General features: G+C 61.9%; 12 protein-coding genes and 3 tRNA genes. 11 read left to right on the top strand and 4 right to left on the bottom strand.

The features are described from left to right. Positions 1-26 precede the first annotated feature (26 nt). Positions 27-485, bottom strand: coding sequence for a YchJ family protein (locus AAHA41_RS21200; protein WP_321150136.1), 459 nt, complete (start codon positions 483-485; stop codon positions 27-29). 124 nt (positions 486-609) lie between these two features. Here AAHA41_RS21200 and AAHA41_RS21195 point away from each other — a divergent pair, with 124 nt between their 5' ends. The 4 genes from AAHA41_RS21195 (at position 610) to AAHA41_RS21180 (ending at position 5,500) form a co-directional block, all read left to right on the top strand. After that, positions 610-2,277, top strand: coding sequence for a methyl-accepting chemotaxis protein (locus tag AAHA41_RS21195; RefSeq protein WP_033116114.1), 1,668 nt, complete (start codon positions 610-612; stop codon positions 2,275-2,277). Positions 2,278-2,407: 130 nt separating this feature from the next. After that, positions 2,408-3,619, top strand: coding sequence for an ROK family transcriptional regulator (locus tag AAHA41_RS21190; protein WP_033116113.1), 1,212 nt, complete (start codon positions 2,408-2,410; stop codon positions 3,617-3,619). 146 nt (positions 3,620-3,765) lie between these two features. Then, the gene (locus tag AAHA41_RS21185; protein ID WP_203976068.1) at positions 3,766-4,533 is read left to right on the top strand and encodes a tRNA-uridine aminocarboxypropyltransferase; all 768 of its coding nucleotides are present in this window, start codon (positions 3,766-3,768) and stop codon (positions 4,531-4,533) included. 190 nt (positions 4,534-4,723) lie between these two features. After that, complete coding sequence (locus AAHA41_RS21180; RefSeq protein WP_255933574.1) at positions 4,724-5,500, top strand: TSUP family transporter; 777 nt, start codon at positions 4,724-4,726, stop codon at positions 5,498-5,500. 76 nt (positions 5,501-5,576) lie between these two features. Here the strand turns inward: AAHA41_RS21180 and AAHA41_RS21175 are convergent, their stop codons facing one another. Together AAHA41_RS21175 and AAHA41_RS21170 are read right to left on the bottom strand one after the other, a co-directional pair. Beyond that, positions 5,577-6,443, bottom strand: a complete 867-nt coding sequence (locus tag AAHA41_RS21175; RefSeq protein WP_323069570.1) for a LysR family transcriptional regulator — start codon at positions 6,441-6,443, stop codon at positions 5,577-5,579. A 55-nt stretch (positions 6,444-6,498) separates the two neighbouring features. Further along, the gene (locus AAHA41_RS21170) at positions 6,499-7,416 is read right to left on the bottom strand and encodes an EamA family transporter (RefSeq protein WP_042032103.1); all 918 of its coding nucleotides are present in this window, start codon (positions 7,414-7,416) and stop codon (positions 6,499-6,501) included. Positions 7,417-7,591: 175 nt separating this feature from the next. On the opposite strand from AAHA41_RS21170, the gene AAHA41_RS21165 reads away from it, so the two are divergent. From AAHA41_RS21165 to AAHA41_RS21150, 4 genes are all read left to right on the top strand, one after another. Beyond that, positions 7,592-8,470, top strand: coding sequence for an AraC family transcriptional regulator (locus AAHA41_RS21165; protein ID WP_033116108.1), 879 nt, complete (start codon positions 7,592-7,594; stop codon positions 8,468-8,470). A gap of 72 nt (positions 8,471-8,542) precedes the next feature. Next, positions 8,543-8,665, top strand: coding sequence for a hypothetical protein (locus tag AAHA41_RS21160; protein ID WP_255933577.1), 123 nt, complete (start codon positions 8,543-8,545; stop codon positions 8,663-8,665). Positions 8,666-8,742: 77 nt separating this feature from the next. After that, positions 8,743-10,380 carry an ATP-dependent endonuclease gene (locus tag AAHA41_RS21155; protein ID WP_323069565.1) on the top strand — a complete coding sequence of 546 codons (1,638 nt, stop codon included), beginning with the start codon at positions 8,743-8,745 and terminating at the stop codon, positions 10,378-10,380. A 108-nt stretch (positions 10,381-10,488) separates the two neighbouring features. Next, a complete protein-coding gene (locus AAHA41_RS21150; RefSeq protein WP_323069563.1) occupies positions 10,489-11,208 on the top strand; it encodes a hypothetical protein in 720 nt (239 codons plus the stop codon). Positions 11,209-11,286: 78 nt separating this feature from the next. Here the strand turns inward: AAHA41_RS21150 and glgX are convergent, their stop codons facing one another. Continuing rightward, positions 11,287-13,350, bottom strand: a complete 2,064-nt coding sequence (gene glgX, locus AAHA41_RS21145; RefSeq protein WP_041210273.1) for a glycogen debranching protein GlgX — start codon at positions 13,348-13,350, stop codon at positions 11,287-11,289. Positions 13,351-13,546: 196 nt separating this feature from the next. Between glgX and AAHA41_RS21140 the strand changes: the two genes are divergently transcribed. The 3 genes from AAHA41_RS21140 to AAHA41_RS21130 all read left to right on the top strand — a co-directional run bounded on the left by AAHA41_RS21140 (position 13,547) and on the right by AAHA41_RS21130 (position 13,948). Continuing rightward, positions 13,547-13,623, top strand: a tRNA-Met gene (locus tag AAHA41_RS21140). Positions 13,624-13,708: 85 nt separating this feature from the next. Next, positions 13,709-13,785, top strand: a tRNA-Met gene (locus tag AAHA41_RS21135). A gap of 86 nt (positions 13,786-13,871) precedes the next feature. After that, positions 13,872-13,948 (top strand) — tRNA-Met (locus AAHA41_RS21130). Position 13,949 lies beyond the last annotated feature (1 nt).

Here is a 13,949-nt window from a genome sequence, read left to right as displayed (position 1 = left end):
TTACAGATTCATTTAAGTAGTCAGCCTCAATTGCCGCAACACTTCTTGAACTTCTTGCCGCTGCCACAGGGGCAGGGATCATTGCGCCCAATGCGGAGCGGGACGGGATCTATCTCGCCGTCGGTGTAGACCCAGCGCCCCTCATGACGTACGAAGCGGGAACGTTCATGCAGGCAGTGACGAGTCTCGCCTTCCACGAACCAGGCTTTGAACTCCACCATGCCGAGTATGTCGTCGGGGCCGCCCTGGCTGGCGATGATCTCGAGGCCATCCCATTGGGTATCGGTCTGGGAGAGCAGTTCTGCTGTCAGATCACCCAGATAGTCGGGGTGCCAGCTATGCACCAGATAATTCCCCAGACCCAGCACGAAGGCACTGTAGCGCGAGCGCATCAGCTGTTCTGGGGTGAGAGCGGGAGCACCGCCGTGGAGTGATCCGCAGCACAGATCGAGAGAAAGGTTGGAACCGCAAGGGCAAAGAGTCATGTTTTTCGCTAATTGGCCGATTTATTTTAAGGGAATTGTAACGAAAGCGAGCCGCGAACTGCCAGCACCTATACTGATGATTGGGCAAGGAATTCCAATAAAAACAGCTGCAAGGATGTGAAAAATGACGTTAAAGCAGAAAATCCTGTTACTCGGAGCGCTCCCCGTGCTGTTGATGGCACTGGCGGTCAATCTCAGCAACTACATGCTCTCCAGAAGCGATCTGGAGTCTGATCTGGTGGTGGCGCGGGAGAAGGCGATCAAGGATCGCAAGGCGCTGCTCAGCAGTTACATCATGATGGCCCAGACTGCCATCAACGCGGTCTACTCCTTGCCTGACTCACCGGAGAATCGGCAAAAGGTCAAAGAGTTGCTCAGACCGCTGCGCTACAGCAGCGACGGTTACTTCTTTGTCTATGACTTTGAGGGCAATACCATATTGCTGCCGGTTCGCACCGAACTGGAGGGGAAAAACCGCTGGAATGACAAGGATGCCAAGGGCAAGTTCCTTATTCAGGAGATCCTCAAGTCGGCCCGTCAGGGGGATGGCTTTACCGAATACTGGACCGCCAAGCCCTCCATTGGCCGTGATGCGCCCAAGCTGGCCTTTACCCTGGTGCTGGACAAGTACCAGTGGATCATAGGGACCGGCTTTTATATCGATGACATCGACAACGAACTGGCCACCCTGCGTGCCGAGCGGGAGAGCAAGATGAACAGCTCGCTGCAGGTCGGGGTGCTGGTGATCCTGGTGATTTTGGGCGTCACTCTGGTGGCAACCGTGATTGTCGGCAACCGGGTCAGCAAACCGCTGGCAGATGCGGTGCTGGCATTGAACGATATCGCCAACGGCGAGGGGGATCTGACCCAGCGGCTCAAGGTGCAGAGCAAGGATGAGATTGGTCAGCTGGCCAGCGCCTTCAACCGCTTCGTCGAGCGGATCCAGTCGGTGGTGAGTCAGGTCGGGGAGACCAGCAACCACCTCTTCAGCGCCGTCGACAAGCTGCATCACCTGAGCGAGCACTATGACCAGCAGATGCACGGTCATAGCCGGGAGACCGATCAGGTGGTCACCGCGGTGACCGAGATGAGCTCGACCGCGCAGGAAGTGGCGGCCAGCGCCTCCAATGCGGCCAGTGCTACCAGCGATGCGGCCCGCGAATCCGACGCGGCGCGCGGCGTAGTCAGCACCGCCATCAACAGCATCAACCGGCTGGTGGGCGAGGTACATACCGCCTCCGGCGTTATCGAGCAGCTGGCGCAGGAGACCGGCAAGATCGGTTCTGTGGTTGAAGTCATTCGCGGCATCGCCGAGCAGACCAACCTGCTGGCGCTCAACGCAGCCATTGAAGCGGCGCGGGCCGGTGAGCAGGGGCGGGGCTTTGCGGTGGTGGCGGACGAAGTACGATCCCTTGCTGGCCGTACCCAGCAGAGCACCAAGGAGATCAACGAGATGCTCCAGCGTCTGCAGGGCGGGGTGAAGCAGGCGGTGGATGTAATGCAGGCGAGCGAGGAGCGCAGTCAGGAGACAGTGCAGGAGGCGAGCCACATCGCCAGCTCCCTCGACAGCATGGTGATGGCGGTCAGCACCATCAACGACATGAACATCCAGATCGCCACGGCCGCCGAGGAGCAACACGCGGTCTCTGAGGAGATCAACAAGAACCTGGTGGCCATCCAGCAGATTGTCAGCGAGCTGACCAGCGCGGCGGTCGAATCCAACAGCACCACCCGCGATCTGGCCAATACCGGCGACAAATTGCGCAAGCTGGTCTCCCAGTTCCGCTATTGATCCTGCCTTGTCAGGTGACGAGTGCCACAAGATGCGGTCTGAACCCCGGTTCAGGCCGCACTTTATTTGGGGATTGACCAATAATGTGTGAAAATTGCCGCCCTCTGTGTCTGCGTTTGCCCCATAGCCTATGAATGAGATCGTGAAAGGTAGTATCGACTTGATCCGCCAGCTCAACTACGGCCTGGTTTATGCCAGCCTGGAAGAGCACAAGGAGTTGTCGCGCACCGATCTCTCCCGTTTGACAGGTCTCTCTCCCGCCAGCATTACCAAGATCACCCGCGAGCTGCTCGACAGCGGGCTGGTGGTCACCTGTGGTGAAAGCTCGGTGGGGCGTGGCCGTCGCCAGACCTTGCTGCGCATCAACGAGCGCCGCTTCCAGTTTCTCTCCATGCGGCTGGGGCGTGGTTATGTAGACATGGCGTTGTTCGACTTCACCGGTCGTTCGCTGGCGCGCCATCGCCATATTTTTACCGAGGCCGAGCGCGGCGAACTGCTGGATAGCCTGGTTCACGCCATTCGCAGCTTCTTGCCGAAAAAGGCCCTCAACCTTGCCTGCATCGCCCTTTGTCTGCCGGGTCAGGTAGAGCGCCACTCCGGCATGGTCAAGCACTTCCCCTTCTACGATCTGCGCAACTGGCCGCTGGGGCCGACCCTGCAGGAGGCCTTCGCGGTGCCGGTGCTGGTGAGCGGCGACGTGCGCACCTGGATCCAGGCCGAGCGCGAGTGGGGGGCCGCCAAGAATTGTGCCGATGCGGTGCTGGTGTTCGTTCACAACGACATCGGGGTCGGCATGGTGGTCAATGGCCAGCTTATCGAGAGCGAGAATGCGCTGCTCGGCGATCTCAGCCATTTGCAGCTCGAACCCTATGGCCAGCGCTGTTACTGCGGCGGCTTTGGCTGCGCCTGCACGCTAGTGACCAATCAGGCGCTGGAGGCGCAATACCGGGATCTGCGCGAGCGGATGCAGGAGCACGATCTGCCGGAGAGCGTCACCATTCGCGAGCTGTGCGAGCTGGCGCTGGCGGGCAACAGCCTCTGTCAGGATATCCTCCATCAGGCGGCGGGGCGCCTGTCGCGGGTGCTCTCCAATCTCATCTGTCTGCTCAATCCGGGCAAGCTGCTACTGGGGGGCGAGATCACCCGCGCCGATCGGCTGCTCTTCCCCATGTTGCATCAGTCGCTGGCGAGCCAGCTGCCGGCCGAATATCTGGTGCGGCTGCAGATTGAATCCACCCACTTCTACGAAGATCCCACCAAGCCCACCTCGGTGCAGGTGCACAAGGCGCTGCGCGACGGCAGCCTGTTGCTGGAGCTGCTGCGCACCTGTCAGGAGTCCTGAACCCTTTTTACAGGGCAGTGGGCAAGGCGTTTGGCGAAAGGGGCAGTGAATGCTGTTCCATCGCCGCGCAACTGGGTACAATCCAGCCCCTTTGTGGCGGGCCGCTGGCGCCGCCGTTGATGATCTCCCTCTGTTTGTGACACAAGATGAAGCCTGTTCCTGATCACGCCGTCAACCGCCTGCGGGCCTGGCGCAAGAGTATCTCTACCCGACCGTTTCTCGCCCGTGGCGGCACCCTGGCTCGTTGTCCAGCCTGCCAGCTGCGCGAGGACTGGTGTGCCTGCGAGTGGCGCCCCGAGCTCAAAGCGGAGGCGGGCTTTTGCCTGCTGATGTATGACAGCGAACCGATGAAGCCCTCCAACACCGGCCGTCTCATCGCCGATGTGTTGCCGGATAGCACCTGGGCCTTTCTCTGGTCGCGCACCGAGCCCCATCCCGAGTTGCTGGCCCTGCTGGCCGATCCCGCGTGGCAGCCCTATGTGGTCTTTCCTGCCTGTGAAAAGGAGCCGGCCCGTTTGACCGGCGAGGTTGTGCTTGCGCCCGGCAAGAAGCCGCTCTTTATCCTGCTCGACGGCACCTGGCCCGAGGCGCGCAAGATGTTCAACAAGAGCCCCTATCTCGACGGTTTTCCGGTGCTGGCCATCAAACCCGATGCGCTCTCCACTTACGGTATGCGGGTGGCCAACAGCGAGGAGCACCTCTGCACCGCCGAGGTAGCGGCCTGTGTGCTGGAAGTGGCGGGGGAGCTCAGGGCCGGGCAGGCGCTGCAGCACTGGTTCAATCTCTTCAGCCGCCGCTACATGGCCGGTCGGGTCAGCCGTTTCCCCGGTGATGACGAGGCGCCGCTGCTGGCGGCCCTGAGCGCCATCAAGGGATCGGAAGCGGAGTCACCGGCGCCACAAAGCGCCGCCTGAGCCGAGGGGCAGGGGCGCGTGAGCCCAAATTAGTGAAAATCAGGAATCAATTGGCTGCCACTGTTTCGTTAGATTCATGGACTTTGGCCCGTTAGGATAACCGACAGTCAGTGCAGCCCCTCTGCCCGGCGTGTTTATTCTCCCCCCGGTTGCCCTTGTGTCGGGCAACCCAATCCCGTGAGGTCTATGGATGGAATTGGAACTGGTTACCCTGTTTGCCCTGTTTGGCGTGGCGCTCATCGCCGGCTTTATCGATGCCATCGCCGGTGGCGGCGGCCTGTTGACGGTGCCGGCCCTGCTGGCTACCGGCATGCCCCCCGCGCTGGTGCTCGGCACCAACAAGTTGCAGAGCAGTTTCGGCTCCTTCTCCGCCACCTGGTTCTATGCCCGCAGAGGATTGCTGGAGTGGGCGATGATCTGGCCTGCGGTGATCTGCACCTTTATCGGCGCCGCCGTGGGTACGCTGGCGGTGCAAACCATCGACGCCGCCGTGCTGGAGCGCTTGCTCCCCTTCCTGCTGATGGCCTTTGCCTGTTACTTCTTCTTCTCGCCGCGGGTGAGTGATGCCGAGAGCTCCCGCCGCCTGACTCCCATGCTGTTTGCGCTGCTGGTGGGGGGCGGGGTCGGCTTCTATGACGGCTTCTTCGGGCCGGGGACCGGTTCATTCTTTGCCATCGGTTTCGTGGCGCTTGCTGGTTTTGGCATGGCGCGGGCCACCGCCCATACCAAGCTGCTCAACTTCACCTCCAACATCGCCTCCCTGCTGTTCTTTGCTCTCGGTGGCAAGGTGGTGTGGAGCGTCGGCTTCTGCATGGCGCTGGGGCAGTTCATCGGCGCCCGTTTTGGCTCCAAAATGGTGTTGAAAAAAGGGGTGAAGCTGATCAAGCCGTTGCTGGTGACCGTCTCCCTGCTGATGTCCGCCAAGCTGGTGTGGAGTCAGTATCCCGAGCTGTTTGCCTGGATCTGATGTGCGCCTTGCTTGCCGCATCGCAATTGTTAACGGGGCCTTCGGGCCCCGTTGTCATATCTGCGGTTTTACAGCGTTAGCGCGGTGTGTCGCTGTAATGGCTGAAGTGTTTGCGCAAGGCATTGACCAGTTTGGCAATGCGCTCGCGCTTGAGGCTGTTTGGCCGGTAGACCAGATGGAGCGGGCGGGCGAGTGTCGGCAGCAGGCGGGCCGTTTCTCCCTGCTCTCCCACCAGCGCCAGCAGACCGGCAGGTAGCAGCACCGGGCCGATACCTGCCTTGGCCAGCTCGATCAGCGCCAGATAGGAGTCGAGCTCCATGGCGGGCTCCAGGCCGAGGGCGGCGAGGGGCTCGCGCAGATAGCGATTGGCGGGGTTCTCCAGATCCATGGTGAGGATCTTGCGCGCGCCGCCCTGAGCGGCAGGGGGCAGGCTCTGCTGCGCCTCTCCCACCAGATAGAAGGGCTCCTCCAGCAGCAGCTCGGCGTCGAGGCCATGGCCGGGCGGGAGGCGACCGGCGCAGATGCCGAGCAGGGCATCGCCGCTGCGCACCCGCGCCAGAATGACCGGGGTGTGGTGGGTGGAGAGGGCGAGATGCGGGTCGCGGCCAAGGTAGCCACGCATGAAGTGGGCGAGATAACCGGCCAGCAGGGTCTCGGAGCAGGCGATGGGGAGGGGGCTGTGATCCGCCAGATCCTGGCTGTCGGCCAGCACTCCCTTCATCTCGGCCAGGCTCGGCGCTACCCGCTCCAGCAGCTCCAGCGCCTGCGGAGTGAGCCGGATCTGGCGCCCCTCCGGCTCGATCAGCTTCTTGCCAAGGCGCTGCTCCAGCTGGGCAATCCGCTTGCTCACCGCCGACTGGCTGATATAGAGGCGGCTGGCCACCTTGGCCATGGTTCCTTCACTTGCCAGCAGGCTCAGCGTCTCCAGCCCTTCCAGTAACATCTCGCCCCCTTGCCATCGACAGATTGGATCTGCGTTACCTTAGGGGCTGGTCGCTTCAGGAGCAAGTGTCGTTTGCCGCCTTGAACGGGCCAATGCGCCAGCTCTTCAAGGGCGGTGCGAAGATCACCAGATTGCCGATGAGGCTCACCACCACCCCGACCACCGACACCGGCTGCCAGACAAATCCCTCATAGAAGGTCGAAAGGGTGAGCGCTACCAGCGGAAAGAGCACGGTCGCGTAGGAGGCCTTGCTGGCCCCGATGCGCCCCACCAGGGTCAGGTAGGCGGTAAAGGCGATGACCGAGCCAAACAGGGCGAGGTAGACCATGGCCGCCAGATAGTGGCTGTCGGTCGGCACCACCAGCTGCTGACCGAGCAATGTAACCCAGCCCAGCAACAGCACGACGCCGTAAACCATGCCCCAGGGCACCATCTGCAACACGTGGTAGCCGTGGCGCTGACCGCGGGCCGAGACCAGATTGCCCAGCGAAAAACAGAGGGTGCCGCCACAGGCGAACAGCAATCCCTTCCAGCCGTTTGCACCCAGTTGCGCATCTGCCAGCACCGGCCAGAACAGCAGCAGGGTGCCAAAGAGCCCCAGTAACGACCCTTGCAGCCAGCGCAGGCCCGGCCGTTTGCCCTCGAACAGCCAGAGGTTGAGGCCGTTGAAGATGCTGGCACTGGCGAAGATCACCGCCGACATGCCGCTCGGGATATAGCGGGTGGCGTGGTAGAAGCAGAGAAAGTTGGTGGAAAAGAGCAGGGCGCCGAGCAGCGCCGCGTAGCGCTGGCCGTGCCACGGCAGGCGCGGAAAGCGGCCGCTGGCGGTGAGCAGGGCAAACAGCGCCACCGCCGCCAGCAAGAAGCGATAGAGCACCGACACCTCGATGGGTATGGGGCCAAGCTGCCAGGCGATGGCGATCCAGGTGCTGCCCCAGATAAGGACGGTGGCGAGATAGAGCAGAAGGTTCATCGGTTGTTCCACAAGCAGGTAGGTTTGTATTCCAGCATGGGGTGGGCAGGGGCTTGCTGGCTTGCACCATCTTGCGGTTTTTGTTTGTGGGCCGCTGTCATCCCGGGCGTCAGTCGGTAAGATGAGCGGACGGCAGGATGGGCTTGCCGGGAGCGTCAGGGAGAAGCGGGGTCAGATGAAAACGGCAGGGGTATTCGATGCACTGGTCAGCACCGGCGCCCGGCTGGAGGACTCCTGCTGGCTGGAGCCCGGACTTGGCGTCGCCAGCTGGCGCAACTGCTACGATCAGACCCGCTACCACAAGCCGGGCCACCACACCCTGAGCGTCTATCTGCAGGGGGGCGAGCAGACCGAGCGGCTCGACGGGCCGGGCGGTTGTGGCGGCACCGGCAAGGTGTGCATCATGCCGGATCACCACAGATCCGAATGGCTGGTGCGCGAGGAGTTTCGCTTCTTCCACCTCTACTTCACCCCGGCCCACCTGACCCGTATCGCCGAGGAGGTGTGCGACCGCGAGGGGCGCCACCTGCAACTGCTGGACAAGACCTTTATCGACGATCCGAAGGCCGCATTGCTGGTGCAGAGTCAGCTGATGCAGCTTGAGTGGCAGCACGGCATCGACCGCCTGGCGCTCTCTCACGGTGCCTGGATGTTGATCCTTCACGCCTATCGCCACCATACCGAGGCGGCGCCTGCGCTGCCGACGGTGCGTGGCGGGCTGGCTCCGGTGGCGATCCGGCGGGTGCAGGAGTACCTCCATGCTCATCTGGCCGAACCGGTGACGCTGGCCCAGCTGGCGCAGCAGGCGGGTCTGAGCGAGTATCACTTCGCCCGCATGTTCAGCCAGAGCCTGGGTTGCCCGCCACACCGCTACCTGCTGGAGCTGCGCCTCAAGCGGGCCAAGCAGCTGCTGGCGGGGAGTGAGCCGCTGGCGACGATCGCCAGCCAGTGCGGTTTCTCCTCCCAGGCTCACTTTGGCAACCGCTTTCGCGAGGCGTTTGGTCTGACGCCGGGGCAGTGGCGTGCCCGGCTGTCATCCTCCTGTCACAGTTAACCGCGAGACTCAATGCGTTCCGGTGAGTTCGCTCATCCCGTCATTTCGCAGTGCCACAAACAGGAGCCGCCATTGAATCATCGCAAGCGCCAGATCCGTACCCGCCACCTCTGGTTCAACCACTGGAATGCCCCGCAGGGGCGCCTGACAGAGCCAACTCCGCCCGAACCTGCCATTCCTCACAGTTCCCGTTGAAAAAGGGCGCTGCCCGATAGGATTTTTCCGGCAACTTTGCCACTATTGCTCCATCAGAGTGACGTGGACATGGCTGGATGTATCTGGAACGTATTGAAGTTAAAGGATTTCGCGGCATCAATCGGTTGTCGCTCGGGCTCGACCATACCACAGTGTTGATCGGTGAAAACACCTGGGGGAAATCGAGCCTGCTGCGCGCCCTCTGGTGTCTGCTGGGGCAAAATGCCGAGCCTTATCAGTTTGGCGCCGAGGATTTCCACCGGCCGGAAGATCCCGAGCTTGCCCCGGCGCGCCATCTGCAACTGGTGCTCACCTTCTGTGAGCATCGACCCCAGATGTGCCAGCACTCCCGCCGTCTGGCCCGGCTTTGCCCTGCCTGGGTGCTGCACAAGGACAAGTTCAACCGCATTCACTATCGTGCCAGCGCCGAGCAGCTGGAGGATGGCACGGTCGCGACCCTGCACGATTTTCTCGACGGGGTGGGCAAGAGCCTGCCCATCGCCAATGCTCACGAGCTGGTCTGCATGCTCATCACCATGAACCCGGTCTTTCGCCTGCGCGATGCCCGCACCGCCCGCAACGGGGTGGAGACGTTGCAGTGGGGCGATCTCTCCGAGCATCGTCTGAACGAGCTGGCCGACAAGCTCATCGACGAGCCCCAGCGCATTGGCGAGCCCGAGCTCAAGGAAGCGCTGCAGGCGGTGCGCCAGCTGATGGATCACTACTTCAACGCGCTGGCGCCCATCAAGAACAAGCCGCGCAGCCAGCGCGACATCATCAATCGCCCCATGACATTGCGCAATCCGGGCAACCTGCACACCCTGCTGCGTCAGGCGGACAATCGCGCTTTGCAGCTGGCGATGGCGGGGATGGCGGCGACTTTGTTGCAGGCGCGCGGCAACCGGGAGCTGGAGGAGGGGGCTCGCCCCATCATGATCCTCGAAGATCCCGAAAGCCGGCTCCATCCAACCATGCTGGCACTGGCGTGGGGACTGCTGGAGCAGTTGCCTGGCCAGAAGCTGCTCACCACCAACTCGGGGGACCTGCTCTCCTCCCTGCCGCTCAATCAGGTGCGCCGGCTGGTGCGGCGCCAGCAGGATATCCTCTGCCACCAACTGGGTGGCGAGCGCTACAGCAGCGACGATCTGCGCAAGATTGCCTTCCATGTGCGGATCAACCGGCCCATGTCGCTGTTTGCCCGTTGCTGGCTGCTGGTGGAAGGGGAGACAGAGATCTGGCTGCTCTCGGAGCTGGCCCAGATCTGTGGCTACAGCCTGCGGGCCGAGGGGGTGCGGATCATCGAGTTTGCCCAGTGTGGCCAGTCACCGCTGATCAAGGTGGCGCGCGACTTTGGCATCGAGTGGCATCTGCTGGCCGATGGCGACGAGGCGGGAGTCAAGTATGCCGCTTCGGCCCGCGGTCAGCTCAAAGGCGACAGGGAGAGGGATCGGCTGACCCAGCTGCCTGCGGTCGACATCGAGCACTACCTCTACAACAACGGCTTTGAGGGGGTGTTCCGGCGCGAAGCCGGTGTCGGTGGCCGCGCCATGTGGAGTGCCAGCCATATCATCAACAAGGCGATCCATCATCGCAGCAAACCGGGCATGGCGCTGGCGGTGGTCGAAGAGGCGGAGCGGCTCGGCGCTGAGCACATACCACCGGTGATCCGCCAGATGTTTGCCAGGGTGGTGGCGCTGGCCCGCGGTCAGCGTTAAGGCCGCCACTTATGATGTCAGGCGTTGGGGATGGCGCCGGGTTTGGGTATACTCGGCCCCTCTCTGGCGCCACCACGGCGCATTTCGACACCCTTTGCTGGAGGCGCCATGTTCGTCCAACTCCCTTTCTGGCTTTTTCCCCTGACCGGCCTGATGGCGCTGGGAGCGCTTGTTGCCCTTGGCATCGTGCTCTGGCGCGGTGATATCTGCCCGGGCCAGCGCTCGCGTATCAGCCAGCAACTCTTCTCCATCTGGGTCATTACCGCCCTCTCGCTGATGCTGGCGGTAGAGGCCAAGGCGGCCAGCTGGCTGATCTGGAGCGGCGGCGCGGCGCTGGTGCTGGGCGTGGGCCTTTCGCTTGCCCAATCTAGGCTGGAGGGGAAACGTTCCATCCCATCTTCCCTGCTCTGGCTGCCGGCGTTGCCGCTTTCAGTTTATGGTGTGGGCCTGCTGCAACTGCAGGGCTGGGTGAGCGGTTTGCTGCAGATGGCGATGCTGGGAGCGGCCTTTGCCCACCTGATGCTGCTGCGAGCGCGTCACCGCCTGCAGGCATTCAATACCCTGCTGCCACTGGCTGGTCTGGTTGGAGCCATGGCCAGCCTTATCTGGCTGGGCGTGCTGGTGGGCTGGCAAGGGGGTGAGGCCAATCTCGATGCGCTGATCCCGGCTGTGGTGACCCAGGCTGTATTGCTGGTGGCCTCCCTGCTGCTCTGGTTCAGCCCGCTCTATCTTCAGCGTGACACTGCGCCGGTTGTGGTTTCAACTTCGTTGTGTGGTCTGCTCATCGCCCAGATCGCCGCCACCAGCGTGCTCCATCAGCTGGTGTGACGCAAACGGGTTTACTGTGATCTCTGAAATAGAAAGCCCCCGGATTTGTCCGGGGGCTTTTGTTTGCAAGAGACGGCATCAGTAGAAGTCGTCGGCCCCGCAGATAAAGAGGCAACTGCTGCGCGGCTGGGCCAGATATTCGCGGGTCAGCCCCTCCAGCGGCATGCCGAAGGTGCAGATATCCTGCGGCGAGGGGAGGGCGGTATCGAGGATCCGCCGCCAGTAGCCACCGACCCCTTTGGGGGGGCTTGGCAGGTTGAAGGTGAGGGGCTCCCAGTAGGCGTTGAACAGCACGTAGAGTGCCAGCCGGGTTTCGCTCGAGAGGGCCGACATGGCGATGGCGTGGGAGTGGGGGCTGAAGTCCGGCTGCATGGCGTTGACGCCGTGCCAGCAGATCTCACTGTGGCGCAGGATTTCGGTCAGTGACAACGGCATGCTCTCCTGCTCGGGGCGCTGGAACAAATGTTTGCGATACTGGATCAGCTCCTTCATGAAGCGGAACATCTCCTGACTGCGGGCGCTGGGTTGCCAGTCCATCCAGCAGGTGGGGTTATCCTGACAGTAGCCATTGTTGTTGCCATGCTGGGTGCGCAGCAGTTCGTCGCCCATCAGCAGCATGGGGGAGCCCACCGAGAGCAGGGTAGCCACCATCATGTTCTTGGCCTGACGCATGCGCAGGGCGTTGATCTGGGGATCTTCCGTTACCCCTTCGTGGCCGTGGTTCCAGCTGAAGTTGTGATCACAGCCATCGCGGTTCTGCTCGCCGTTGGCTTCGTTGTGCTTGTGGTTGTAGCTGGCCCAGTCCCACAGGGTAAAGCCATCGTGGCAGGTGACGAAGTTGATGCTCTTCTCGGGGTCGGCATGGTGATAGTGGTAGATATCGGGGCTGCCGCAGAGTCGCTCGACAAAAGCGGTCACGCTGTTATCGTCCCCCCTCAGAAAACGGCGCACATCGTCGCGGAACTGACCGTTCCATTCACGCCAGCGCGCGCCGGCGAGTGACCCCACCTGATAGAGCCCCCCCGCATCCCAGGCTTCGGCAATCAGCTTGATATCGGCGATGTTGGGATCGGTGTCTATGGTGCGCAGGGTGGGGGCGTTGGCCTGCGGTTGGCCCGATTCATCCCGCGACAAAATGGCCGCCAGATCAAACCGGAAGCCATCGACGTGCATCTCCTGCCGCCAGAAGTGCAGGCTGTCCATGATCATCCGCAGCACCACCGGGTGGGCGCCGTTGAAGGTGTTGCCGCAGCCCGAGTAGTTGGTGTCCTGCTGGTTGTTGTCGAGGATGTAGTAGGCCTCATTGTCGATGCCGCGAAACGAGAAGGTGGGGCCATCATTGCCCCCTTCCGCCGTGTGGTTGTAGACCACATCGAGGATCACCTCGATATTGGCTTTGTGCAGTGCCTTGACCATGTCGCGAAACTCGGTCAGCGGATCGTCGCCGCAGGCGTACTGGGCGTGGGGAGCAAAAAAGGACATGGGGCTGTAACCCCAGTAGTTGGAGAGCCCTTTGGGCGAATCCTGCGGATCAAACTGGAACACCGGCAGCAACTCGACGGCGGTGACGCCGAGGGATTGCAGATAGGGGATCTTCTCGATGAGACCCAGATAGGTGCCGCGCAGTTCAGGCGCAACCCCGGAGCTTGGTGAGTTGGTAAAGCCTCCCAAATGGAGTTCGTAGATCACCGAGCGCGAGAGGGAGTGGGCCGGTAGCTTGTCACCCTCCCAGTTATAGTGGCGGGTATCAACCACCCGGTTCTTGGCACAGCTGGCAATGTTGCTGCCCGGGAGTGCAGCAGCCCAGCGATCGTAGTTGGGGCCGAGCTCGATACTGCGGCCATAGGGATCGAGCAGCACCTTTTCCCCATCGAAGCGGGTACCGCAATAGGGGCGCCATGGGCCCTGAATACGATAGGCGTAACGCTGCCCGATGGGCAGGCCTTCAATATGGATATGCCAGTAATAGGCGGTACGGTTGAAACGGGGCGAGAGCGGGATCACCTCCGGGGTGCAGTCTTCTGCACTGGAGAAGAGCAGGAGTTCTACCCGGCTGGCCAGGCGTGCCCAGATCGCGAAGTTGACGCCGTGACTGTCGGGTGTAGCCCCCAACTGACGGCAATGTCCGGCGGAGATGCGCATATCATACCTACCCAAAATGAGGAGTGTTCAGCTTATTGAGTGTAGTGCCGGATGCCTTTCCCAGATCCGTTTGCCTGAAAAAACAGCATGATGCTGATAAAGACCGCACTCTTTGTCGTATAAATCTACGAATAAACTTTTTTTGATATATTTACTTGCAATCTGTGCGCTGGCGCCTATTATTGGCCACCTCGGACGCGGGGTGGAGCAGCTCGGTAGCTCGTCGGGCTCATAACCCGAAGGTCGTCGGTTCAAATCCGGCCCCCGCAACCAACTTTTTCGTCAGCCTGCGATGTGTAAACCATCGAAGGCAGACAAACGCCACAGACTTCTGCTCGGTCTGGGGTGACAATTCGGACGCGGGGTGGAGCAGCTCGGTAGCTCGTCGGGCTCATAACCCGAAGGTCGTCGGTTCAAATCCGGCCCCCGCAACCAACTTTTTCGTCAGCCTGCGATGGTGTGAACAATCGATGGCAGACAAACGCCACAGACTTCTGCTCGGTCTGGGGTGACAATTCGGACGCGGGGTGGAGCAGCTCGGTAGCTCGTCGGGCTCATAACCCGAAGGTCGTCGGTTCAAATCCGGCCCCCGCAACCAA

Source organism: Aeromonas sp. SER (genome assembly GCF_038739615.1).
Taxonomy (GTDB): Bacteria; Pseudomonadota; Gammaproteobacteria; order Enterobacterales; family Aeromonadaceae; genus Aeromonas; species Aeromonas jandaei.
The sequence above is the reverse complement of the archived record's forward strand: the minus strand, read 5'-3'. Positions and strand labels throughout refer to the sequence as shown.

Coding starts and splice junctions, on each gene's coding strand:
- AAHA41_RS21185 (WP_203976068.1), top strand. CDS start 3,766: ATGAAGCCTGTTCCTGATCACGCCGTCAACCGCCTGCGGGCCTGGCGC.
- AAHA41_RS21200 (WP_321150136.1), bottom strand. CDS start 485: ATGACTCTTTGCCCTTGCGGTTCCAACCTTTCTCTCGATCTGTGCTGC.
- AAHA41_RS21170 (WP_042032103.1), bottom strand. CDS start 7,416: ATGAACCTTCTGCTCTATCTCGCCACCGTCCTTATCTGGGGCAGCACC.
- AAHA41_RS21180 (WP_255933574.1), top strand. CDS start 4,724: ATGGAATTGGAACTGGTTACCCTGTTTGCCCTGTTTGGCGTGGCGCTC.
- AAHA41_RS21165 (WP_033116108.1), top strand. CDS start 7,592: ATGAAAACGGCAGGGGTATTCGATGCACTGGTCAGCACCGGCGCCCGG.
- AAHA41_RS21195 (WP_033116114.1), top strand. CDS start 610: ATGACGTTAAAGCAGAAAATCCTGTTACTCGGAGCGCTCCCCGTGCTG.
- AAHA41_RS21150 (WP_323069563.1), top strand. CDS start 10,489: ATGTTCGTCCAACTCCCTTTCTGGCTTTTTCCCCTGACCGGCCTGATG.
- AAHA41_RS21155 (WP_323069565.1), top strand. CDS start 8,743: ATGTATCTGGAACGTATTGAAGTTAAAGGATTTCGCGGCATCAATCGG.
- AAHA41_RS21175 (WP_323069570.1), bottom strand. CDS start 6,443: ATGTTACTGGAAGGGCTGGAGACGCTGAGCCTGCTGGCAAGTGAAGGA.
- glgX (WP_041210273.1), bottom strand. CDS start 13,350: ATGCGCATCTCCGCCGGACATTGCCGTCAGTTGGGGGCTACACCCGAC.
- AAHA41_RS21190 (WP_033116113.1), top strand. CDS start 2,408: ATGAATGAGATCGTGAAAGGTAGTATCGACTTGATCCGCCAGCTCAAC.